At 45.1% G+C, this 20,574-nt stretch carries 21 protein-coding genes; all 21 read left to right on the forward strand.

The window, feature by feature from the left end:
- Window positions 1–1,425 carry a chromosomal replication initiator protein DnaA gene (dnaA, locus tag CL55_RS00005; protein ID WP_205621278.1) on the forward strand — a complete coding sequence of 475 codons (1,425 nt, stop codon included), beginning with the start codon at window positions 1–3 and terminating at the stop codon, window positions 1,423–1,425.
- A 265-nt stretch (window positions 1,426–1,690) separates the two neighbouring features.
- The gene (gene dnaN, locus CL55_RS00010; protein ID WP_046329340.1) at window positions 1,691–2,806 is read left to right on the forward strand and encodes a DNA polymerase III subunit beta; all 1,116 of its coding nucleotides are present in this window, start codon (window positions 1,691–1,693) and stop codon (window positions 2,804–2,806) included.
- Window positions 2,807–2,817: 11 nt separating this feature from the next.
- Window positions 2,818–5,316, forward strand: coding sequence for a DNA topoisomerase (ATP-hydrolyzing) subunit B (gyrB, locus tag CL55_RS00015; RefSeq protein WP_046329341.1), 2,499 nt, complete (start codon window positions 2,818–2,820; stop codon window positions 5,314–5,316).
- Window positions 5,317–5,321: 5 nt separating this feature from the next.
- The gene (locus tag CL55_RS00020) at window positions 5,322–5,816 is read left to right on the forward strand and encodes an SET domain-containing protein (protein ID WP_046329342.1); all 495 of its coding nucleotides are present in this window, start codon (window positions 5,322–5,324) and stop codon (window positions 5,814–5,816) included.
- 14 nt (window positions 5,817–5,830) lie between these two features.
- Window positions 5,831–6,055 carry a DUF3717 domain-containing protein gene (locus tag CL55_RS00025; protein ID WP_046329343.1) on the forward strand — a complete coding sequence of 75 codons (225 nt, stop codon included), beginning with the start codon at window positions 5,831–5,833 and terminating at the stop codon, window positions 6,053–6,055.
- 101 nt (window positions 6,056–6,156) lie between these two features.
- Window positions 6,157–6,918, forward strand: coding sequence for an ABC transporter ATP-binding protein (locus tag CL55_RS00030; RefSeq protein ID WP_046329344.1), 762 nt, complete (start codon window positions 6,157–6,159; stop codon window positions 6,916–6,918).
- The gene (locus CL55_RS00035) at window positions 6,915–7,619 is read left to right on the forward strand and encodes an ABC transporter ATP-binding protein (RefSeq protein WP_046329345.1); all 705 of its coding nucleotides are present in this window, start codon (window positions 6,915–6,917) and stop codon (window positions 7,617–7,619) included. Before CL55_RS00030 ends, CL55_RS00035 begins: the two co-directional genes overlap by 4 nt.
- A gap of 22 nt (window positions 7,620–7,641) precedes the next feature.
- Window positions 7,642–8,865 carry an ABC transporter substrate-binding protein gene (locus tag CL55_RS00040; protein WP_046329346.1) on the forward strand — a complete coding sequence of 408 codons (1,224 nt, stop codon included), beginning with the start codon at window positions 7,642–7,644 and terminating at the stop codon, window positions 8,863–8,865.
- A 17-nt stretch (window positions 8,866–8,882) separates the two neighbouring features.
- Window positions 8,883–9,803 (forward strand): branched-chain amino acid ABC transporter permease, encoded by a 921-nt coding sequence (locus CL55_RS00045; protein WP_046329347.1) that lies wholly within the window; start codon window positions 8,883–8,885, stop codon window positions 9,801–9,803.
- The gene (locus CL55_RS00050; protein WP_046329348.1) at window positions 9,804–10,733 is read left to right on the forward strand and encodes a branched-chain amino acid ABC transporter permease; all 930 of its coding nucleotides are present in this window, start codon (window positions 9,804–9,806) and stop codon (window positions 10,731–10,733) included.
- A 240-nt stretch (window positions 10,734–10,973) separates the two neighbouring features.
- Complete coding sequence (gene mnmG / locus CL55_RS00055) at window positions 10,974–12,899, forward strand: tRNA uridine-5-carboxymethylaminomethyl(34) synthesis enzyme MnmG (protein WP_046329349.1); 1,926 nt, start codon at window positions 10,974–10,976, stop codon at window positions 12,897–12,899.
- The gene (rsmG, locus tag CL55_RS00060) at window positions 12,892–13,554 is read left to right on the forward strand and encodes a 16S rRNA (guanine(527)-N(7))-methyltransferase RsmG (protein ID WP_046329350.1); all 663 of its coding nucleotides are present in this window, start codon (window positions 12,892–12,894) and stop codon (window positions 13,552–13,554) included. Before mnmG ends, rsmG begins: the two co-directional genes overlap by 8 nt.
- Before the next feature lie 24 nt (window positions 13,555–13,578).
- Entirely contained in the window at window positions 13,579–14,349 is a 771-nt protein-coding gene (locus tag CL55_RS00065) for a ParA family protein (RefSeq protein ID WP_046329351.1), read from the forward strand.
- Window positions 14,350–14,372: 23 nt separating this feature from the next.
- Window positions 14,373–15,263 carry a ParB/RepB/Spo0J family partition protein gene (locus CL55_RS00070; RefSeq protein WP_046329352.1) on the forward strand — a complete coding sequence of 297 codons (891 nt, stop codon included), beginning with the start codon at window positions 14,373–14,375 and terminating at the stop codon, window positions 15,261–15,263.
- 24 nt (window positions 15,264–15,287) lie between these two features.
- A complete protein-coding gene (locus CL55_RS00075) occupies window positions 15,288–15,785 on the forward strand; it encodes an ATP synthase subunit I (protein ID WP_052728686.1) in 498 nt (165 codons plus the stop codon).
- A 34-nt stretch (window positions 15,786–15,819) separates the two neighbouring features.
- Window positions 15,820–16,710, forward strand: a complete 891-nt coding sequence (gene atpB / locus CL55_RS00080) for a F0F1 ATP synthase subunit A (RefSeq protein WP_046329353.1) — start codon at window positions 15,820–15,822, stop codon at window positions 16,708–16,710.
- Between the two features lie 41 nt (window positions 16,711–16,751).
- Window positions 16,752–17,018: a F0F1 ATP synthase subunit C gene (gene atpE, locus CL55_RS00085; protein ID WP_046329354.1), complete on the forward strand. Its 267-nt coding sequence runs from the start codon at window positions 16,752–16,754 to the stop codon at window positions 17,016–17,018.
- Between the two features lie 63 nt (window positions 17,019–17,081).
- Window positions 17,082–17,552 carry a F0F1 ATP synthase subunit B gene (locus CL55_RS00090; RefSeq protein ID WP_046329355.1) on the forward strand — a complete coding sequence of 157 codons (471 nt, stop codon included), beginning with the start codon at window positions 17,082–17,084 and terminating at the stop codon, window positions 17,550–17,552.
- Between the two features lies 1 nt (window position 17,553).
- Window positions 17,554–18,090 carry a F0F1 ATP synthase subunit delta gene (locus CL55_RS00095; RefSeq protein WP_046329356.1) on the forward strand — a complete coding sequence of 179 codons (537 nt, stop codon included), beginning with the start codon at window positions 17,554–17,556 and terminating at the stop codon, window positions 18,088–18,090.
- 45 nt (window positions 18,091–18,135) lie between these two features.
- Window positions 18,136–19,677 carry a F0F1 ATP synthase subunit alpha gene (gene atpA, locus CL55_RS00100; RefSeq protein WP_046329357.1) on the forward strand — a complete coding sequence of 514 codons (1,542 nt, stop codon included), beginning with the start codon at window positions 18,136–18,138 and terminating at the stop codon, window positions 19,675–19,677.
- 17 nt (window positions 19,678–19,694) lie between these two features.
- Window positions 19,695–20,564, forward strand: coding sequence for a F0F1 ATP synthase subunit gamma (gene atpG / locus CL55_RS00105; protein ID WP_046329358.1), 870 nt, complete (start codon window positions 19,695–19,697; stop codon window positions 20,562–20,564).
- The last annotated feature ends 10 nt before the right edge of the window (window positions 20,565–20,574 follow it).

The following is a 20,574-nucleotide window of genomic DNA, read 5'->3' on the forward strand; positions in this document are numbered from 1 at the left end:
ATGAGCAACCTACAGAATCCTATTACTTTGAACTCACTTAGCCCTTTGGGGTTTTGGGACGGCGCGCTTGGCGCGCTTGCTCGCGAGCTTTCCCCCCAACAATTTAAAACCTGGATCCAGCCCTTGAGCTTGGTTTCTTTTGATGAAAGTGAGCAATCACTCATATTAGGGGCTCCAAACAGATTCAAGCTTGATTGGATTAAAAAAACTTTCTCTGACCGGCTTCAAGAGTTGGCCGATCAATATTTTGGTCATCCAATCAACCTCAGTTTTGTGCTTAGTGTTGGAGGATCTGGCGCACAGACAGTGGGGATTGCCCCAATCCAGAAGCTGCCTGAGCAGCAAGAGCTTGTTGTAGCCACAGACAGCAACTCGACAGAGGAACAGGCTTTTGAGATTGAAGACCACTCCAAGCTAAACCCCAACCTGACCTTTGATACTTTTGTAACCGGTAAAGCAAACCAGCTGGCTAGAGCCGCATCAATTCAGGTTGCCCATAATCCTGGCACCTCATACAACCCCATGTTTTTATATGGCGGGGTGGGTTTGGGTAAAACCCACCTAATTCATGCAATTGGAAATCATCTTTTAAAAGAAAAGCCCAATGCTCGAATTCGATACATTCACGCTGAACAATACGTTTCGGATGTGGTGCGGGCCTATCAACAAAAAGCGTTTGATCGCTTTAAGCGCTACTACCACTCACTTGACCTACTGTTAATTGACGATATTCAATTTTTTAGCGGTAAATCAAGAACCCAGGAAGAGTTTTTTTACGCCTTTGAGGCACTTTTAAGCAACAAAGCCCAGGTCATTATTACAAGTGATACCTACCCTAAAGAAATGGCTGGAATTGATGACCGTCTTATTTCTCGCTTTGATTCTGGCTTAACCGTAGCCATAGAGCCGCCAGAGCTAGAGATGCGCGTTGCCATTTTAATGAAAAAAGCTCTGAGTGAGGGCATCCCCATGAGTGAGGATGTGGCTTTTTTTGTAGCCAAACACCTTAGATCTAACGTGCGAGAGTTAGAGGGGGCTTTAAGAAAAATTTTGGCATTTGTTCGCTTCCACGGTAAAGAGGTCACGATTGAGGTAGCCCGCGTGGCCCTAAAGGATCTCTTGTCCATACAGAACAGACAAATTTCAGTCGACAACATACAAAAGGCTGTAGCTGATTTTTATAGCATCAAAGTTGCCGATATGTACTCCAAGAAGCGCCCTGCAAACATTGCCCGTCCACGACAAATTGCTATGTTTATGGCAAAAGAGTTAACTCAGAAAAGCCTTCCGGAGATAGGTGAATTGTTTGGGGGGCGGGACCATACAACTGTTTTACATGCCGTGCGGAAGATTGGTGAGGAGCGCTCCCATGATGGGCAACTTAATCACGAAATCCACGTTATTGAGCAAACCCTAAAATCTTAAGTTTTTTGCCTGTGGATAAGGTTGTGGATAGCTCAGTGAATAAGTTTGAGGATTGCATGTGGATAAATTGTGGAAAGATGGCGCTTCATGCAAAAATAGGGTGTTGATAAAAAGTTATCCAAGATTTATGCACGGTTTATACAAAAGTTTTCCACAGGTTTTTTTGGTTTTAGTGGGTTGTTTTATATATAGTTTTTAACTTATCCACCGAAACAACAAGCCTTATTACTACTACTAATAAGATATATACAAGGATTTAAAAGCAATGCAACTCGTAAACACTTCCAGGGATAGTTTATTAAAACCACTTCAGGTTGTTAGTGGCATTGTTGAACGTCGACATACCCTACCTATCTTGGCAAACCTCTTGTTCAAAAAGCAGGGCGATAAAGTTTCTTTTATATCAACAGATATAGAAATTCAAATCACTACGAATGCAAGCTTTGGTGTAGGTGCTGAGGATGTCACTACTACCGTTGCAGCAAGAAAACTGCTTGATATTTTGCGTGCACTACCAGAAGGGCAGGTGGCCCTAAACCTGAAAGATAACAAGATGGTTGTACAAAGCGGTAAAAGCCGTTTTTCTTTACAAACTTTATCTGCAACAGAGTTTCCTGTAATGCAAAGTGTTGGTGAAGTAACTGCGAGTTGGAGAATGACTCAAAAGAGCTTTCGCCAGTTGGTTGGTCAGGTTCACTTCGCCATGGCTCAGCAGGATATTCGGTATTACCTTAACGGCATGTTGTTGGTTATTGAGGGTAAGCAAGTGATTGCAGTGGCTACCGATGGTCATCGTTTGGCCTATTCTCAAGTTGAGTTGGTTGAGGCTCCAGTGGGCTCCGGACAGAGACAGGAAATCATTATTCCTCGCAAGACCATTCTTGAGTGTCAACATCTACTTGAAGATTCTGAAGAGATGTTGGAGATGAGTCTTACGTCTAACCAAGTGAAATTTACTTTTGGTGATATAGAGTTAATTTCAAAATTAGTTGAGGGTAAGTTCCCTGATTTCCAGCGAGTGATTCCTAAGGGCCATAAAAACTCGTTAGTCGTTGGGCGCGACGTTCTGCAATCTGCACTTCAACGTGCTGCAATTTTAACAACCGATAAATTTAAAGGTGTACGCTTTTCTTTGTCGCCAAATCGAATCACAGTTCAATCAACCAATGCTGAGCAGGAAGAGGCGCAAGAAGAGATTGAAACTGAATACAGTGGTGATGTTGTTGAGATTGGCTTCAATGTAAGTTACTTACTAGATGTTTTATCAAACTTGAAGAATGAAAAGATTCAAATTAGTTTAGGTGATGCCAATAGTAGTGCGGTGATTACCTTACCTGGTTCTGAAGATTTCAAGTATGTTGTGATGCCAATGCGTATTTAATTTAGAAAAAAATGACTGAAGAAAAAAAAGTAGTAGAGCAGTATGGTGCATCATCAATTCAAATCTTAGAAGGTCTTGAGGCTGTTCGCAAACGCCCAGGAATGTACATTGGAGATACCTCCGATGGCACAGGCTTGCACCACTTAGTTTTTGAAGTTTTAGACAACTCAATTGATGAAGCCCTCGCAGGTTATTGTTCTGAAATTACTGTCGTCATTCAAACTGACAACTCGATCTCTATTGTTGATAATGGTCGTGGCGTTCCAACAGGCATTAAATACGATGACAAGCATGAGCCAAAAAGGAGTGCGGCTGAAATCGTGATGACTGAGCTGCATGCAGGAGGCAAGTTTGACCAAAATAGTTATAAAGTCTCGGGCGGCTTGCATGGTGTAGGTGTTAGCTGCGTGAATGCATTATCTAAATGGTTAAAACTTACTATTCGTCGCGATGGCAAAGCCCACTATATGGAATTTGCACGCGGCGTTATTCAGAATCGCAATATTCAAAAGGAAAATGGTGTTGCTACATCGCCAATCACTATTACTGGTGATACAGCTCTGTCTGGTACAGAGGTTCACTTCCTGGCGGATGAAACCATCTTTGGAAAAGTCGAGTTCCATTATGAAATACTTGTTAAGCGTATCCGCGAACTCTCTTTTTTAAATAACGGTGTTCACATTAAATTAATTGACCAACGCTCTGGTCAAGAAGAAGATTTTGCTTTTTCTGGCGGTGTAAAAGGCTTTGTTGAATATATCAACCAAACAAAAAATGTTTTACACCCTAATATTTTTTATGCTGAAGGTATTCGTCCATCAGATTTGGGTGGCAACATCACCGCTGAAGTATCAATGCAGTGGAATGATAGTTTTAGCGAACAAGTTTTATGTTTTACCAACAACATCCCTCAGCGCGATGGCGGTACCCACTTAACAGGATTGCGCGCGGCGATGACGCGCGTGATCAACAAATATATTGATGAACATGAAGTTGCCAAGAAAGCTAAGGTAGAAATTTCTGGCGACGATATGCGTGAAGGCCTTGCTTGCGTTTTGTCTGTTAAGGTTCCGGAGCCAAAGTTTTCAAGCCAAACAAAAGATAAGTTGGTTTCTAGCGAGGTTCGTGGACCGGTAGAGGAGATTGTTGCTGAAGCCTTGAGTGCTTATTTACAGGAGCGCCCAGCCGATGCCAAAATTTTATGCGGAAAAATAGTAGATGCCGCTCGTGCGCGCGAAGCGGCCCGCAAGGCTCGGGATATGACGCGTCGCAAAGGTGTTTTAGATGGCTTGGGGCTTCCAGGAAAGTTGGCGGACTGCCAAGAAAAGGACCCCACTAAATCTGAGTTGTTTATTGTTGAGGGAGATTCCGCGGGCGGCTCTGCAAAGCAGGGTCGAGATCGTCGTTTTCAGGCGATTCTTCCGCTTAAGGGAAAAATTCTCAATGTGGAGAAGGCACGCTTTGACAAGATGTTGGCAAGCCAAGAGGTGGTTACTCTAATCACTGTACTTGGAACTGGTATCGGCGCAGAAGAATATAAAGCGGACAAACTTCGTTACCACCGCATCATTATTATGACCGACGCGGATGTGGATGGTAGTCATATACGCACACTTTTACTCACCTTCTTTTATAGACAAATGCCCGAATTAATTGAGCGTGGACATATCTATATTGCTCAACCACCTTTATACAAAGTGAAGTTCGGTAAAAACGAGCAATATATTAAGGATGACGCCGAACTCAATCAATTACTTTTAAAGATTGCTCTTGAATCAGCATCACTTCAAACCCCCACCGGTGAAATCATTGAGGGAGCTGCATTGGGTGAGCTGGCTAAACACTACCAAGTGATTCAGTCTATTGTTGACCGTTTATCACGCACTATTGATGAAGATGCCTTGCGCGCTATTGCTTCTGGCACTCAATTGAATTTGGACACAGAAAAGTCAGCCCAAGAATCTGCTGATCGTTTACGTGTTGCGCTTGCTGAGTCCCTAAACCCATTGGCGCTTCCACCCGAAATCATTGTCCAAAAAGAAGAGCGCACAGATCGCTACAAACTACTGTTATCTCGACGTATCCATGGCAACCTGAAGCTTTCGGCAATCAATTCGGATTTTGTTCATGGTGATGACTATCAAAGCCTGTCCAATGCGGCGGCGGTTTTATCTGGCAAAGTGTTGCCGGGCTCGAAAGTGCGCCGCGGGGATCCAGACAAAAATCAAAAGGAACAGGCAATTCAAAACTTTAGGGCTGCTTTTTCATGGCTACTCTCTGAGGCTGAGCGCGTCCTCAGTCGTCAGCGCTATAAGGGTCTTGGTGAAATGAACCCCTCTCAATTGTGGGAAACCACAATGGATGCCGGATCACGCACCTTGCTTCAAGTCAAAATTGAAGATGCAATCGCTGCTGACCAGGTTTTTACCACGCTAATGGGTGATGAGGTGGAGCCGCGCCGCGCCTTTATTGAGAAAAATGCTCTAATCGCGCGCAATCTGGATGTTTGATTTAAATGAGTAAAAAGAAACTAACCCCCCCAAAAATTGATCGCTCGCGTATTGTTGTTAAGTCCTCACCCATTCACGGAAAAGGTGTTTTTGTTGCGAAACCGATTAAAAAGGGTGATGCCATTATTGAGTACAAAGGGGAGCGAATTAGTTGGAAGTTGGCGGAAAAGCGCCACCCACACGATCCCAAGGATCCGAATCACACGTTTTACTTTTCACTAGAAGATGGTCGTTGTATTGATGCGAAGTATGGTGGAAATGCTGCTCGCTGGATCAACCACTCTTGCAAGCCAATTTGTGAAACCCAAGAAGATAGCTTTGATGGTGAGCCTCGTGTATTTATCTATGCCAAAAGAGATCTTAAGGTGGGCGAGGAGCTTTTCTACGATTACTCCCTTGGGGTTGAAGGCCGCATTACCAAACAAATGAAAAGGGATTATGAGTGCCGATGTGGCGCTAAAAAATGTCGAGGCACGATGCTGTCTCTTGATAAGAAGTAAGTTCTTTTCTTAACATGTTGTTTATTACTATTCAGGATTTAGAGACTGCCATTAATTATTGGCGCAGCCAATCACCCGCAGTTGGGGAGGAGCTTCATTTATGCCCAGAAGCTGCCGCTCTTGCAAAACCATATGCCTTGATGATTGTTCAGGGCGCCCAAAGGCTTCCTATCGAAGTTCTGGATGAGACGGCAAGGTTAGCAATCCAAAATTTTCTAAGTAACACTCAGGCGAATTAATCATTACATCCTCTACGTTTTTAGGGTTATTGCTGTATTGGTAAATCTTCTCTTAGGGTATTCTCAAACTCTTGCCTATAGATGGGTATAAGGATTTAGGTTTGCAAGAAACAATATTAAAAACAATCGGACTTGGAAAGACGTTTAAAGGTTTTTCTGCGGTAAGTGATGTCAATTTAGATGTTACCCGTGGAACTATTCACGCCCTTATTGGCCCCAATGGCGCCGGTAAAACAACTTGCTTTAACCTTCTTACAAAATTTTTGGAACCCTCTAGTGGCCAGATTTTGTTTAATGGTCTCGACATCACGAAAGAGCGACCAGCGCAAATAGCGCGCCGTGGCGTTGTCCGCTCATTTCAGATTTCAGCTGTTTTTCCACACCTAACTGTTTTGGAAAATGTTCGTGTTGCACTGCAGCGAGGATTGGGCACCGAATTTCACTTTTGGAAGTCTGGAAACTCACTAAATGTGCTCAACGAGCGCGCTGAAGAGCTTTTGTGTGAGGTGGGTCTAGCAGACTTTGCACATGAGGAAACCCTTAACCTAGCATACGGTCGTAAAAGAGCCTTAGAAATTGCTACCACCATGGCAATGGAGCCCGAATTAATGTTGTTGGATGAGCCGACACAAGGCATGGGGCACGAGGATGTAGAGCGCGTTACGGAGCTAATTGATCGGGTTGCCAAAGGCCGCACTATTTTGATGGTTGAGCACAATATGAAGGTGGTTTCCTCTATAGCTGACCGCATCACAGTATTACAGCGGGGTTCAGTGCTGGCTGAAGGCTCTTACCAAGAGGTTTCCAATAACCCTTTGGTGGTTGAGGCCTACATGGGAACCCATGGGGGTGATGGAGCATGAGCACGATGGCGTTGGAGGTTAAAAACCTCGAGTCTTGGTATGGCGAGTCCCATATTCTTCATGGTGTAAATTTTGCTGTTCGTGATGGTGAGGTGGTCACGCTTCTGGGTCGTAATGGTGCTGGTCGCAGTACCATCTTAAAAACCATTTTGGGTTTGACCAGTAAAAGAACGGGCTCGGTAGAAATTTATGGCAACCAAACCATTGCGCTGCCAACCTACAAAATTGCCCGCCTAGGTGTCGGTTTTTGTCCGGAAGAGCGCGGTATCTTTGCCAGCTTAAGTGCCGAGGAAAATTTGCTGCTCTTGCCAGAGATTTCGTCTGGTGGCATGGGCTTGGACGAGATTTATGAAATGTTCCCCAATTTATACGAGCGGCGTAATAGCCCTGGCACAAGACTGTCGGGTGGTGAGCAGCAAATGCTCGCAATGGCACGCATTCTGAGAACGGGCGCAAAACTACTATTGTTGGATGAAATTACCGAAGGCTTGGCGCCGGTGATCGTTCAAAAGTTGGGCGAGGTAGTCACTAGCTTACGCAATAAGGGTTTCACTATTGTGTTGGTGGAGCAAAATTTCCGCTTTGCTGCCCCTTTGGCTGATCGGCATTATGTGGTGGAGCATGGCAACGTAGTTGAGGTTGTCAATCAAAATGAGCTTACGGAAAAAGCAAGTTTATTAAACGAGTATCTTGGTGTTTAGTAGTTATTAATAGGAGATATAAATGAAGTTAAAGCAAATTACGGCGTGTCTAGTGGCGGCAACCTTTTTTGGTTCAAATCCAGCATTCGCGCAAACATCTAAAGTGAGTGGTGATGTAATTAAGATTGGTGTGTTGACCGATCTTTCTTCAATCTATTCTGATCTGGCCGGTCCTGGCGCGGTGATTGCTGCAAAAATGGCGATCGCTGATTTTTCAAAGGATGGCACAGTCATTGGCAAGAAGATTGAATTACTTAGTGCTGACCATCAAAACAAAGCAGATATTGCTGCAAATAAAGCACGTGAGTGGTACGACAAAGATGGCGTGGACGTCATTGTTGAATTGGTGTCTACCAACGTTGCCCTAGCGGTAATGGAAGTGGCGGAACAAAAGAACAAGATCACCCTCGTATCTGGCGCAGCTTCTTTGCCAATTACTAATGAAAAATGTACTGCTAATAACGTGCATTGGACCTATGACACTTACGCACTTTCAAACGGAACCGCTAAGGCTGTTGTAAAACAGGGCAAAAAGAATTGGTACTTCCTTTCGGCTGATTACGCTTTCGGCGCCGCTTTGGAGAGAGACGCAACGAATGTTATTAATGCTAATGGTGGCAAGGTATTGGGAACTAGTAAGCACCCATTCCCGAATAGTGACTTCTCTTCATACCTCTTAAAAGCTCAAGCTAGTGGCGCAGATGTTGTTGCCTTGGCAAATGCGGGCCAAGACACAATTAACTCTGTTAAGCAGGCCTCCGAGTTCGGTATTAATAAAAAGCAAACTGTTGTACCTTTGTTGATGTTTATTTCTGATGTCCATTCTTTGGGTTTGAGTGCTGCTCAAGGCATGTTCTTAACCGAAGGTTTTTATTGGGACAAAGACGACAAGACACGCGCGTTTGCTAAACGTTTTATTTTGCAACACAAGCGCATGCCGACCAGTGTTCAAGCCGGCGTCTACTCTTCAGTCCTTGCTTACTTAGCTGCAGTTCAAAAAGCTGGCACTGACGATACTCAAGCGGTCATGAAGGTTCTGAAATCTACCAATATTGATGATGGTTTGTTTAAAGGAAAAATTCGTGCTGACGGTAAGTTTGAACACGACATGTATTTGCTAGAAGTCAAGAAGCCATCTGAATCCACTAGCCCTTGGGATTATTACAACGTCAAGGCTGTGATTCCGGCTGCTGAGGCAACACAACCACTTTCATTGTCACGATGCAAGCTGGTTACTAACAAGTAATTGGTTTTTTAACTAGCATGTTTGAACTTCTTGGAATTACCCCACAAGGGCTGGCTGCTCAGCTCTTAGTGGGGCTTATTAATGGCTCTTTCTATGCCATTTTGAGTTTGGGCCTAGCTATTATCTTTGGCTTACTCAACATCATTAATTTTTCGCATGGTGCTCAGTACACCATGGGAGCTTTTATTGCGTGGATTGGTTTGACTCAAGTTGGCCAATGGTTTGGATTTCCTGATTTCTCAATTAATTATTGGTTTGCATTAATTTTGGTGCCTTTGGTAATGGCAGGCTTTGGTTTAATTCTTGAGCGCACAATGCTCAAACGCCTATATCACCTTGATCACCTTTATGGCCTGCTATTAACTTTTGGATTGGCTTTGATTATTGAGGGCATGTTCCGCCATTGGTACGGAATTTCTGGCGAGAGTTATCCGGCACCTGAACTATTACAAGGCGTTATTCCATTAGAGTCGATTGGCATTATTTTGCCCAAATATCGTTTGTGGGTAGTGATTGCCTCTTTGGTGGTTTGTTTCTCCACCTGGTATGTCATTGAGAGAACGAAGTTGGGTTCTTATCTTCGCGCTGGAACTGAAAATCCAAAACTACTTCAGGCGTTCGGCATCAACGTCCCTTTGATGATTTCTTTGGCTTATGCCTATGGTGTTGGTTTGGCTGGTTTTGCTGGTGTTCTGGCCGCACCTATTTTTCAAGTCAACCCACTGATGGGTTCGAACCTCATCATTGTAGTTTTTGCAGTTGTCGTGATTGGTGGCATGGGCTCCATCATGGGTTCTATCTTGACTGGCCTCGCTTTAGGTTTGATTGAGGGCTTAACTAAAGTGTTTTATCCAGAAGCATCTGGCGTGGTTATTTTTGTGATCATGGCAATTGTGTTGCTCATTCGCCCTGCTGGACTTTTCGGCCGGGAGAAATAAGTGAGTTTAAAAATAAAATTGCTTTATGGCATTTTGGTTTTAATTGCCCTGCTGCTGCCCTTTCAGGACTTTATCTATTTAGTGTTTGCAATGAAGGTGTTGTGCTTCGCCCTTTTTGCTTGCGCCTTTAATTTGTTACTAGGCTTTACTGGTCTTCTTTCTTTTGGCCACGCCGCCTTCTTTGGAACCGCCGCCTACATTACTGCGTATTTTTGTAAAGAAGCCGGCCTATCCCCTGAGTTGGGAGTTGTCTTGGGCGTCTTGGGCTCTGGCATTTTAGGATTTTTGATTGGCTCCTTAGCAATTCGTCGTCAAGGCATTTATTTTGCGATGGTGACATTGGCGCTTTCCCAAATGGTTTACTTTTTGGCGGTACAACTTCCATTCACTGGTGGCGAGGACGGCATTCAAGGGGTGCCACGTGGCATGCTGTTTGGCTTGATTGATTTAAAAGATGACGTCAGCATGTATTACTTTGTTTTGGCTATTTTCTTGCTTGGATTTGCGCTGATCGTTCGTACTGTGCATTCTCCTTTTGGCCAGGTTTTAAAAGCTATTCGTGAGAATGAACCGCGTGCAGTTTCTTTGGGTTACGACGTTGACCGTTTTAAGTTAATGTCTTTCGTGATTTCAGCCGCCCTCTCTGGTTTGGCAGGGTCGATGAAGTCTTTAGTATTCCAGTTAGCAACGTTGACCGATGTTCACTGGCATATGTCAGGCGAAGTTGTTTTGATGACCTTATTGGGCGGCATGGGAACCATTCTTGGTCCAGTGGTTGGCGCCGGCATTGTGGTCGGCTTGCAAAACTATTTAGCCAATATTGGATCTTGGAGCACTATTGCAACTGGATTTATCTTTGTTGTTTGTGTCTTGGCTTTTCGTCGAGGCGTTGTTGGTGAAATTACCCACTTTTTTAAGAGCAAGAGCTAAGTTTTTTGCTTATTAGGTTTTAGTACGGCGCTTTGGCGCCGTACTCATTTAAGATCCCCCGCTTTCTGCTTAAAGTAAGACGCCAGCAAGAGTGTAGAGTGTTTTGTTTCAGCCTGTAAAAATATTTAATTAAATCAATGGCTTACAAAATACTGATATTGTGCTTAATACCTCAGGCATAGATTTGTTTCACGTGAAACCAACAAAATGCTATGATCATCGCCCTATCTGAGGCAAATCATGCGTTATTCAAAGAACTTCGATGTCATTGTGGTTGGCGGCGGTCATGCTGGTACAGAGGCTGCCCTTGCGTCTGCACGCATGGGATGCGACACCCTACTCGTAACTCATAGCATTGAGAGTTTGGGCGCCATGAGCTGCAACCCATCAATCGGTGGAATTGGTAAAGGCCATTTAGTCAAAGAGATTGATGCAATGGGTGGTGCTATGGCAGCAGCTACCGATGAGGCTGGCATTCAGTTTCGGATATTGAACTCAAGCAAAGGCCCTGCTGTTCGTGCAACCCGTGCACAGGGTGATCGGGTCCTATATAAAGCGGCGATTCGTCGCCGTCTCGAGAACCAAGAAAACCTGACCCTTTTCCAGGCCGCTATAGATGATCTCCTGGTCCAGGGTGATGAGATTCAAGGTGTAGTTACGCAAATGGGGCTGAAGTTTATGGCCAAGAAAGTGGTGCTAACTGCCGGTACATTCTTGGATGGTAAAATCCACGTAGGCTTAAATAACTATGCTGGTGGGCGAGCCGGCGATCCAGCGGCGACATCCTTGTCTTCTAAGCTGAAAGAATTGAAGCTCCCTCAGGGCCGCTTAAAAACCGGTACCCCACCGAGGATTGATGGACGCACTATTAATTTCTCGGTAATGTTGGAGCAGCCCGGAGATTTGGATCCAGTCCCCGTTTTCTCATATTTAGGTCGACCTGAGCAGCACCCTAAGCAGGTCCCCTGTTGGATTTCTCATACAAATGAACAAACGCACGACATTATTCGGGGTGGTTTAGATCGTTCCCCCATGTATACGGGTGTTATTGAGGGGGTTGGCCCACGCTATTGCCCTTCTATTGAGGATAAGATCCATCGTTTTGCTTCCAGAAATAGCCACCAAATCTTTTTAGAGCCTGAGGGCCTAACAACAAATGAGTTTTATCCTAATGGCATTTCTACTAGTCTGCCGTTTGATGTTCAGTGGGATTTGGTGCGCAGCATTCGTGGTTTAGAGTCCGCAGTAATTGTGCGCCCTGGATATGCCATTGAATACGACTTCTTTGACCCACGCCATTTACGCCACAGTCTAGAGACCAAAGCAATTGCAGGCCTATACTTTGCCGGCCAGATTAATGGCACAACAGGCTATGAGGAGGCTGCTGCCCAAGGCATGCTTGCGGGTATCAATGCCGGTCTAGCGGCACAGGGTAAAGAACCTTGGTTGCCCAAACGTAGCGAGTCTTATATTGGTGTTTTGGTAGATGACCTCATTACCTTAGGCGTCCAAGAGCCGTACCGCATGTTTACTAGCCGAGCGGAATATCGTCTGAGTTTGCGCGAGGATAATGCGGATCTCCGACTTACTACTATTGGTCGTGAACTAGGTTTAGTGGATGATTACCGCTGGAATACGTTTTGCAGGAAACAAGAAGCTGTTTCACGTGAAACATCTCGTTTGCGGGAAATTTGGATTGGTCCAAAACATGGATCAGCAAATGCTGTTTCTGAACTTTTAGGCCAAGATTTGTCGCACGAGTGTAGCTTGGCCGACCTTTTAAGGCGCCCAGGCATTACATATGAGGCAGTTATGGGTTTGGCCGAGGGCCTTTGGTCGCCAGGGACCCTGGATGACGATTTAGGTCTGGCACAGCAAATCAGCGACCAGGTTGAAATTTCCATTAAATATCAGGGTTATATCGAGAGACAGGCTGTGGAGATTGCTCGGCAAGAGCATAACGAGACTTTTCCGCTGCCTGAGGCTTTGGATTACACCCAAGTGCTTGGCTTATCCAAAGAAGTGCAGCAAAAACTCAATCTGCATAAGCCAGGCACCTTGGGTCAGGCCGGCAGAATATCTGGCGTCACACCTGCAGCCCTCTCTTTATTGTTAGTACACCTTAAAAAGGGCTTAGGCCGCATCCAAGAAGAAGCCCATGAGTAATGATTTGGTTTCTTTGGGGATTGAGAGTTTGGGCCTCAATCTCACCTCTACCAACATTGCTGATTTAGAGCTTTTCTTGCAAGAAATGGGTCGCTGGAACCAGGTGCATAATTTGACTGCTATTGAGGGTGAAAAGAACTCGGTTCGACTGCATCTTATTGATTCTATTACAGTTTTACCAGTAATGCGCCGATTTTTGGGTTTGCCAAACCCCAAAATTGCTGACCTTGGGTCGGGCGGTGGCTTGCCTGCAATCCCGATTGCTATTTTGCAGCCTGAGTGGCATTTGACTTTGATTGAGGCTATTCGTAAAAAGACGGCATTTTTGCAGCATGTGCGCGGAAAGTTAGGATTAAAGAACATCCAAGTCTTAAGCGAGCGCGTTGAAGTTGTTGCCAAAGCTCAGCCGGGTCAGTTTGATGCGGTCATTTCTAGGGCATTTACCAATCTCGCCTATTTTTTAGAGCTGTCCTTACCCTTGCTCAATCCAAATGGCCTCGTATTTGCTATGAAGGCTAAGCGAGCGGATCAAGAGTTGCAGGATGTTTGTATGAATGATTGGCGCTTAGTGGCCGATGAGCCCCTAGAGATCCCAAATTTAGCGGTGGAGCGCCGACTTTTGGTCCTATCACCCGTGAGAAAATTACCCCTTTAAAGTGCGACAATTCTAAGAAAAATTATGGCCAAAATATTTTGCATTGCGAACCAAAAAGGCGGAGTGGGAAAAACCACTACCGCCGTTAATTTGGCTGCTGGTTTAGTTGGACATCAGCAACGTGTTTTATTAGTGGATTTAGATCCACAAGGCAACGCGACGATGGGCTCAGGAGTTGAAAAAGCAGACCTCAATAGCACCGTGTATCAAGTGTTAATTGGCCTCTCGACAGTAAAGGAAACTGCGGTACGTTGCGAGAGCTCGGGGTACGATGTGTTGCCGGCAAATCGTGATTTGGCCGGTGCAGAAATTGAGTTGGTAGATTTAGATTCGCGCGAACAAAGATTGAAAGATGCGCTTGCTCTTGTAGCGAATGACTATGACTTTATTTTGATTGACTGCCCCCCTGCACTATCTTTGTTAACGCTCAATGGATTGTGTGCAGCAAATGGTGTGATCGTACCGATGCAGTGTGAATATTTTGCATTGGAAGGCTTGTCAGATCTAGTAAATACAATCAAGCAAGTTCATGCAAACTTAAATCCTGATTTGGTGATCATCGGCTTATTGCGTGTGATGTTTGATCCCCGCATGACTTTGCAACAACAGGTTTCCGACCAACTGCTTGAGCACTTTGGCGATAAAGTATTTAAGAGCATTATTCCCCGCAACGTCCGCCTAGCCGAAGCTCCATCCTACGGGCTTCCTGGGGTGGCGTTTGATAGATCATCGCGTGGCTCAAAAGCTTATTTAGAGTTTGGCGCCGAGATGATTGAGCGCATTAAGCAAATGTAAATCCTAGGAACAATAAAAATATCATGGTTGCAATTAAGAAAAAAGGTTTGGGTCGTGGCTTAGAGGCACTCCTCGGCGATAAAGCACAAAAAGAAACCACGGGTGAAATTAATCGTTTGCCATTAAGCGCATTACAGGCAGGTAAATATCAACCGCGTCAAAAAATGGAAGCGGGTGCATTACAAGAGTTGGCTGAAAGCATTCGCGAGCAAGGCGTGATGCAACCCCTGTTAGTTCGCTTAGTTGCACCCGGAAAATACGAAATTATTGCCGGCGAGCGCCGCTTTCGTGCGGCAACTTTGGCTGGTCTACAGGAGGTGCCTGTATTAGTTTCTGGCGCCAATGACCAAGCTGCTGCTGCAATGGCTTTAGTTGAGAATATGCAGCGTGAAGATCTGAATCCGCTAGAGGAGTCTCAGGGCCTGGCTAGGCTGATTGAAGAGTTTGGTTTTACGCATGAGCAAGCGGCAAAAGCGGTAGGCAAGTCACGTAGTGCCGTTACTAATTTATTACGTTTAAATCAGCTGGCAAAACCAGTACAAGCCATGCTCTTGGCAGGCGATATTGATATGGGCCATGCCCGCGCCCTATTGCCTTTGCCTGGAGCAAGCCAAGTCGCTTTGGCACAAAAAATTGCGGCTCAAGGTCTTTCGGTGCGAGAGGCTGAGAGAATGGCTGCTGCCCTAGCGCTCGCCGGCGGTCAAATTGGGGACAAAAAAGCCAAAACCACGGTGGCAGGGCTTGCACCAAGTCGCGATCCTGACATGCGCCGCTTGACACAAGAAATCGCAGATTTGATAGGTTTAAGTGCGGAATTTAAGTTCAAGGGCAAGGGCGGTGAGTTAAAAATACGTTTTAGCCAATTTGATGAGCTAGATTCCCTGTTAAAAAAGTTGGGTATTCGGGCAGATTAAGAGGGTCCTAATCTGCTTCGAGAAATGAATTTTATGAATAAAGAACTGCCAATTTCCAAGCATCCGTGGGATGAAATCGACGATGACTCCTATAAAGCCCTGAGTAAAGAGGAAATGGAGTTATTGCGTAAGGCAAAGCCGCACAATTTTAAGTTGATCAATTCATGGTGGATCGTCTTAAGTCAGGTGGCACTAACATTAATTATTGCTTCTGCCTGCTTTGTTTTTTCTAAGCAGGCTGACAAAAGCGTTTATACTTATTCGGCTTTAGTAGGCGGTTTGATTGGGTTTTTACCCTCAGCATTATTTTTGGTGCGCTTAGAGGCGGCAAAAAAGAATGTAAAATCAGGCCCTGGCGGATATTTAGCAGCAGTGGTTTCTGGTGAATTTATAAAAATTCTAGTAACCTCACTCCTGTTTATTGGCTTTGCCTTAAAGCAACCTGATTTGAAATGGATTCCATTGCTTGTTACTTATTTGGCTACGCTCAAGTGTTATTTGCTAGTGTGGTTTTGGAAGTAACAGGTGGTTAACATAGATAAGGACAAGTTTAGAGATGTCTAGCGAAGTCAACGCAGCAGCAGGGGCGGCCCATCAAGCGGCAAGTGTACCGCTTACACCGACTGCTTATATTGCTGAGCACTTACAAAACCTCAACAATATCGGCGGGGCGCAAACTTCAGTTATTGATTTCAGCATCATTAATTTAGACACCATCTTTTGGGCCTCTTTAATGGGGTTGATCACAGTCTTTCTATTGATTCTCGCCGCACGTAGGGCATCCCCTGGTGTTCCTGGCCGCTTTCAATGTTTGATTGAGATGCTGGTAGAGATGGTGGATAACCAGACTAAAAGCATTGTTCATGGTGATAGAAGCTTTATTGCCCCTTTGGCTCTGTTCGTTTTTTGCTGGATTATTCTTTTAAATACCTTGGACTTAGTGCCGGTAGATTGGGTCTACGGGGTTAACCAATTTATTGGGGGTTTCGGAGTTCATGTTCCTCATCACAAGTTAGTCCCCACTACCGATTTGAACGCCACCTTCGGCATGTCATTTTCAGTTCTCTTGTTGGTGTTCTTCTACAGTTTCAAAGCAAAAGGTCTTGGGGGCTTTTTGCATGAGCTGGTTTCGGCACCCTTTGGAGCAAAGTGGTATCTGGCGCCTTTCAACCTGATTTTGAACATCATTGAATATATTGCTAAGGGTGTTTCCCTTGGTATGCGACTTTTCGGCAATATGTACGCAGGCGAGTTACTATTTTTGCTCATCGCCCTTTTGGGAAGTATGTGGACCTTTAACTTAGATTTGTACATGCTCGGTTTCGTCGGCAATGTGATTGCGGGCTCGGCCTGGGCAATCTTTCACATCTTAGTTATTTTGTTGCAAGCATTTATTTTCATGATGTTGACCTTGGTTTACATTGGGCAAGCCCACAGTCACCATTAATTTTTTATTTTTAACCTCACTTTCAATACTTAGGAGTAAACATGCAAGCATTCTTAGCCAACATCCAAGGACTAACCGCTATCGGTATTGGCCTCATCATCGGCCTCGGCGCATTGGGAGCCTGTTTGGGCATTGGCATAATGGGCGGTAAGTTCATTGAGGGCGCTGCCCGTCAACCAGAATTGATCAACGAGCTACAAACCAAAATGTTCCTTTTGGCTGGTTTGATCGATGCTGCGTTCTTGATCGGCGTTGGTGTTGCAATGCTGTTTGCTTTTGCAAACCCACTGCTCGCAGTTATTAAGTAATTGTTTTGGCGTGGATGACCATCGGGTCATCCCACTGTTCTCAACAATACTGAAAGGAATATCGTGAATCTGAACGCGACCCTATTCGCGCAAATGATCGTTTTCTTCGTCTTATGGTGGGTTGTTGCACGCTTCGTGTGGCCGCCACTAGTTAAGGCGCTAGATGAGCGTTCAAGCAAAATTGCTGATGGCTTGGCGTCTGCCGAGCGCGGTAAAGAAGCGCTCGCATTGGCAAGCAATGAAGCCGAGCAAGAATTAATTAAAGCACGCCAAGAGGGTGTGCAGCGTGTTGCAGAGGCAGAAAAACGTGCTCAAATATCTGCAGAAGAAATTCGCGCAAACGCACAAGCTGAGGCTGCTCGCATCATCACCCAAGCCAAGCAAGATGCCGATCAACAAGTAGCACGCGCTCGCGAAATATTGCGTGCTGAAGTAGCTATGTTGGCTGTCAAAGGCGCAGAGCAAATTTTGCGTCGTGAAGTAGATGCAAAAGCCCACGGTACATTGCTCGATCAACTAAAGGCAGAACTTTGATATGGCTGAATTAGCCACTATTGCGCGGCCTTATGCTGAGGCGCTTTTTCAAAGCACTAAGGCAGCTGAGCTTGCTACATGTTTAGAGCAGTTAAATGAATTGGCTCAGATAGCTGCCTTACCAGAAGTTGCCGCTTTATCAAATAATCCAAAAGTATCTGCGGATGATCTAAGCAAGCTACTTTCTGGCATGGTGAAGACAAAGCTTGACGGCAAAATCGCAAGCTTTTTAAGTCTTGTAAATCAAAACCACCGCTTATCAGCTATCCCTGAAATTGCTAAACAATTTGAGGCGATGAAGAATAAGAGCGAGGGCGCAGCAGAAGTAATGATTACTAGCGCATTCCCATTAGAGGGTTCTGCGTTAAATGATTTGTTGTCAAGTTTGAAGAAACGCTTTGGGGGCAAAGAATTGCGCCCAACTATCCAAGTAGATCCAGAATTGATTGGCGGAGTTCGCATTCAAGTTGGAGATGAGGTAATGGATAGTTCAGTTAAGGCACAGCTAGCTCAAATGCAAGCAAGTCTTGGCGCATAAGTTATCCCTATTAAGAACATACGAAATAAGACCCAGGAGTAAGTAATGCAACTCAACCCTTCCGAGATCAGTGAGCTGATCAAAAGCCGAATCAGCGAAATGGGTGTTGATTCCCAACTTCGCAACGAAGGTACTGTAATTTCAGTGACCGACGGTATTTGCCGTGTACATGGCTTGTCTGGTGTTATGCAGGGCGAAATGTTGGAATTCCCTAACAACACAATCGGCCTTGCCTTGAACCTTGAGCGTGATTCAGTTGGCGCTGTGGTGTTGGGTGAGTACATCCATATTAAAGAAGGCGACCCAGTTAAATGTACGGGCCGTATTTTAGAAGTTCCAGTTGGACCAGAGTTGCTCGGCCGCGTTGTAAACGCACTCGGTCAACCAATTGATGGTAAGGGCCCAATCAATACCAAGTTGACTGACTTTATTGAAAAAGTTGCTCCGGGCGTTATCGCACGGCAGTCCGTTAGCCAGCCAGTACAAACTGGGTTGAAGGCGATTGATGCGATGGTTCCAATCGGCCGCGGTCAGCGCGAGCTGATCATTGGTGACCGCCAAACAGGTAAAACAGCAGTTGCGGTTGACGCGATCATTAACCAAAAAGGTAAAGGTGTTTATTGCGTTTACGTAGCGATTGGTCAAAAAGCTTCCACGATTGCTAACGTTGTTCGCAAGCTCACAGAGCTAGGTGCAATGGAATACACGGTGGTAGTTGCTGCGAGTGCTTCTGAGTCTGCAGCAATGCAGTACCTTTCAGCATATGCTGGTTGCACAATGGGTGAATACTTCCGTGATCGTGGCGAAGACGCATTGATTGTTTATGACGATTTAACAAAACAAGCTGTTGCATACCGTCAGATTTCTTTGCTTTTGCGTCGCCCACCAGGCCGCGAAGCTTATCCTGGCGATGTTTTCTATCTTCACTCACGTTTGCTTGAGCGCGCTGCTCGTGTAAATGCTGAATATGTTGAGAAATTTACAAATGGTTCAGTAAAAGGTAAGACAGGTTCTTTGACTGCATTGCCAATTATTGAAACTCAAGCTGGCGACGTTTCTGCATTCGTTCCAACCAACGTGATTTCGATTACTGACGGCCAGATCTTCTTGGAAACTGACTTGTTTAACGCCGGTGTACGTCCTGCGATTAACGCCGGTATTTCTGTGTCACGTGTTGGTGGCGCAGCGCAAACTAAAGTGATTAAGAAATTGTCTGGCGGTATTCGTACCGACTTAGCGCAGTATCGTGAATTGGCAGCGTTTGCCCAATTTGCTTCTGATCTTGACGAAGCAACTCGTAAGCAGTTAGAGCGCGGTCGTCGTGTTACCGAATTGTGTAAGCAGGCTCAGTACAAGCCTTTGCAGGTTTGGGAAATGGCAGCTTCACTCTACGCTGTTAATAACGGCTTCTTTGATGACCTTGAAGTGAAGAACGTATTGCCATTCGAAAAAGGCTTGCAAGATCATTTGAAATCTAAATACGCTGATTTGGTTGGTCGTATTGAAGAGACTAAAGAAATGAGCAAGGATGACGAGGCCGCCTTACGTGCCGCAATTGAGGATTACAAGCGTTCAGCCTCTTTCTAAGAGAGCCCGCATAAATCATGGCAAGCACAAAAGAAATACGATCTAAGATCAAGAGCGTACAAAATACGCGCAAGATCACGAAGGCAATGGAAATGGTCGCAGCATCCAAGATGCGCCGCGCCCAAGAGCGGATGCGTAATGCGCGCCCATATGCTGAAAAAATTCGTGAAATTGTAGCCAATCTTTCCAAAGCAAATCCTGAGTTCCGCCCTGCTTACATGGCGATTCGTGAAGTGAAGAAAATTGGCACGATCTTGGTTACAACGGACAAAGGTTTGTGCGGTGGTTTAAATACCAACGTATTGCGTCTGATTGCAAACCAAGTGCGCAATATGGAGGGCAGCAATATTGGCATTGAATACACTGCCATTGGTTCAAAAGGCCTCCAGTTTTTAAATCGCTCTAAGGCAAAACTCATTTCTCAAACAATTCAGATTGGCGATACGCCACACATGGATGTTTTGATTGGCGCAATTACTGCCCAGTTGGAAGCGTTTGAGCGCGGCGAAATTGATGCTGTTTATTTGGCATATACCCGCTTTGTCAATGCAATGAAGCAAGAGCCTATTTTAGAAAAACTCTTACCTTTGGAATCGGCAGCATTAACTCCAGAAGAAAAGACGGGCAACTCTTGGGATTACATTTACGAGCCAGATGCTGAGTCTGTCTTAAATGGCCTACTAAAGCGCTACGTAGAAGCAATGATTTATCAAGCTGTTGCTGAAAACATGGCTTCAGAACAATCTGCACGGATGGTCTCAATGAAGGCTGCCTCAGATAATGCGAAGAATGTAATTGGCGAATTGCAATTGGAATACAACAAAACACGACAAGCTGCCATTACTAAAGAGTTGTCAGAGATTGTTGGCGGAGCGGCTGCGGTTTAAGCGGTTAGCG

This window comes from Polynucleobacter duraquae (assembly GCF_000973625.1).
GTDB classification, from domain to species: Bacteria; Pseudomonadota; Gammaproteobacteria; order Burkholderiales; family Burkholderiaceae; genus Polynucleobacter; species Polynucleobacter duraquae.

Bases quoted from the DNA above. Each gene is read 5' to 3' on its own strand.
- dnaA (WP_205621278.1), top strand. From the start codon at position 1: ATGAGCAACCTACAGAATCCTATTACTTTGAACTCACTTAGCCCTTTG.
- dnaN (WP_046329340.1), top strand. From the start codon at position 1,691: ATGCAACTCGTAAACACTTCCAGGGATAGTTTATTAAAACCACTTCAG.
- gyrB (WP_046329341.1), top strand. From the start codon at position 2,818: ATGACTGAAGAAAAAAAAGTAGTAGAGCAGTATGGTGCATCATCAATT.
- CL55_RS00020 (WP_046329342.1), top strand. From the start codon at position 5,322: ATGAGTAAAAAGAAACTAACCCCCCCAAAAATTGATCGCTCGCGTATT.
- CL55_RS00025 (WP_046329343.1), top strand. From the start codon at position 5,831: ATGTTGTTTATTACTATTCAGGATTTAGAGACTGCCATTAATTATTGG.
- CL55_RS00035 (WP_046329345.1), top strand. From the start codon at position 6,915: ATGAGCACGATGGCGTTGGAGGTTAAAAACCTCGAGTCTTGGTATGGC.
- CL55_RS00040 (WP_046329346.1), top strand. From the start codon at position 7,642: ATGAAGTTAAAGCAAATTACGGCGTGTCTAGTGGCGGCAACCTTTTTT.
- CL55_RS00045 (WP_046329347.1), top strand. From the start codon at position 8,883: ATGTTTGAACTTCTTGGAATTACCCCACAAGGGCTGGCTGCTCAGCTC.
- mnmG (WP_046329349.1), top strand. From the start codon at position 10,974: ATGCGTTATTCAAAGAACTTCGATGTCATTGTGGTTGGCGGCGGTCAT.
- rsmG (WP_046329350.1), top strand. From the start codon at position 12,892: ATGAGTAATGATTTGGTTTCTTTGGGGATTGAGAGTTTGGGCCTCAAT.
- CL55_RS00065 (WP_046329351.1), top strand. From the start codon at position 13,579: ATGGCCAAAATATTTTGCATTGCGAACCAAAAAGGCGGAGTGGGAAAA.
- CL55_RS00070 (WP_046329352.1), top strand. From the start codon at position 14,373: ATGGTTGCAATTAAGAAAAAAGGTTTGGGTCGTGGCTTAGAGGCACTC.
- CL55_RS00075 (WP_052728686.1), top strand. From the start codon at position 15,288: ATGAATTTTATGAATAAAGAACTGCCAATTTCCAAGCATCCGTGGGAT.
- atpB (WP_046329353.1), top strand. From the start codon at position 15,820: ATGTCTAGCGAAGTCAACGCAGCAGCAGGGGCGGCCCATCAAGCGGCA.
- atpE (WP_046329354.1), top strand. From the start codon at position 16,752: ATGCAAGCATTCTTAGCCAACATCCAAGGACTAACCGCTATCGGTATT.
- CL55_RS00095 (WP_046329356.1), top strand. From the start codon at position 17,554: ATGGCTGAATTAGCCACTATTGCGCGGCCTTATGCTGAGGCGCTTTTT.
- atpA (WP_046329357.1), top strand. From the start codon at position 18,136: ATGCAACTCAACCCTTCCGAGATCAGTGAGCTGATCAAAAGCCGAATC.
- atpG (WP_046329358.1), top strand. From the start codon at position 19,695: ATGGCAAGCACAAAAGAAATACGATCTAAGATCAAGAGCGTACAAAAT.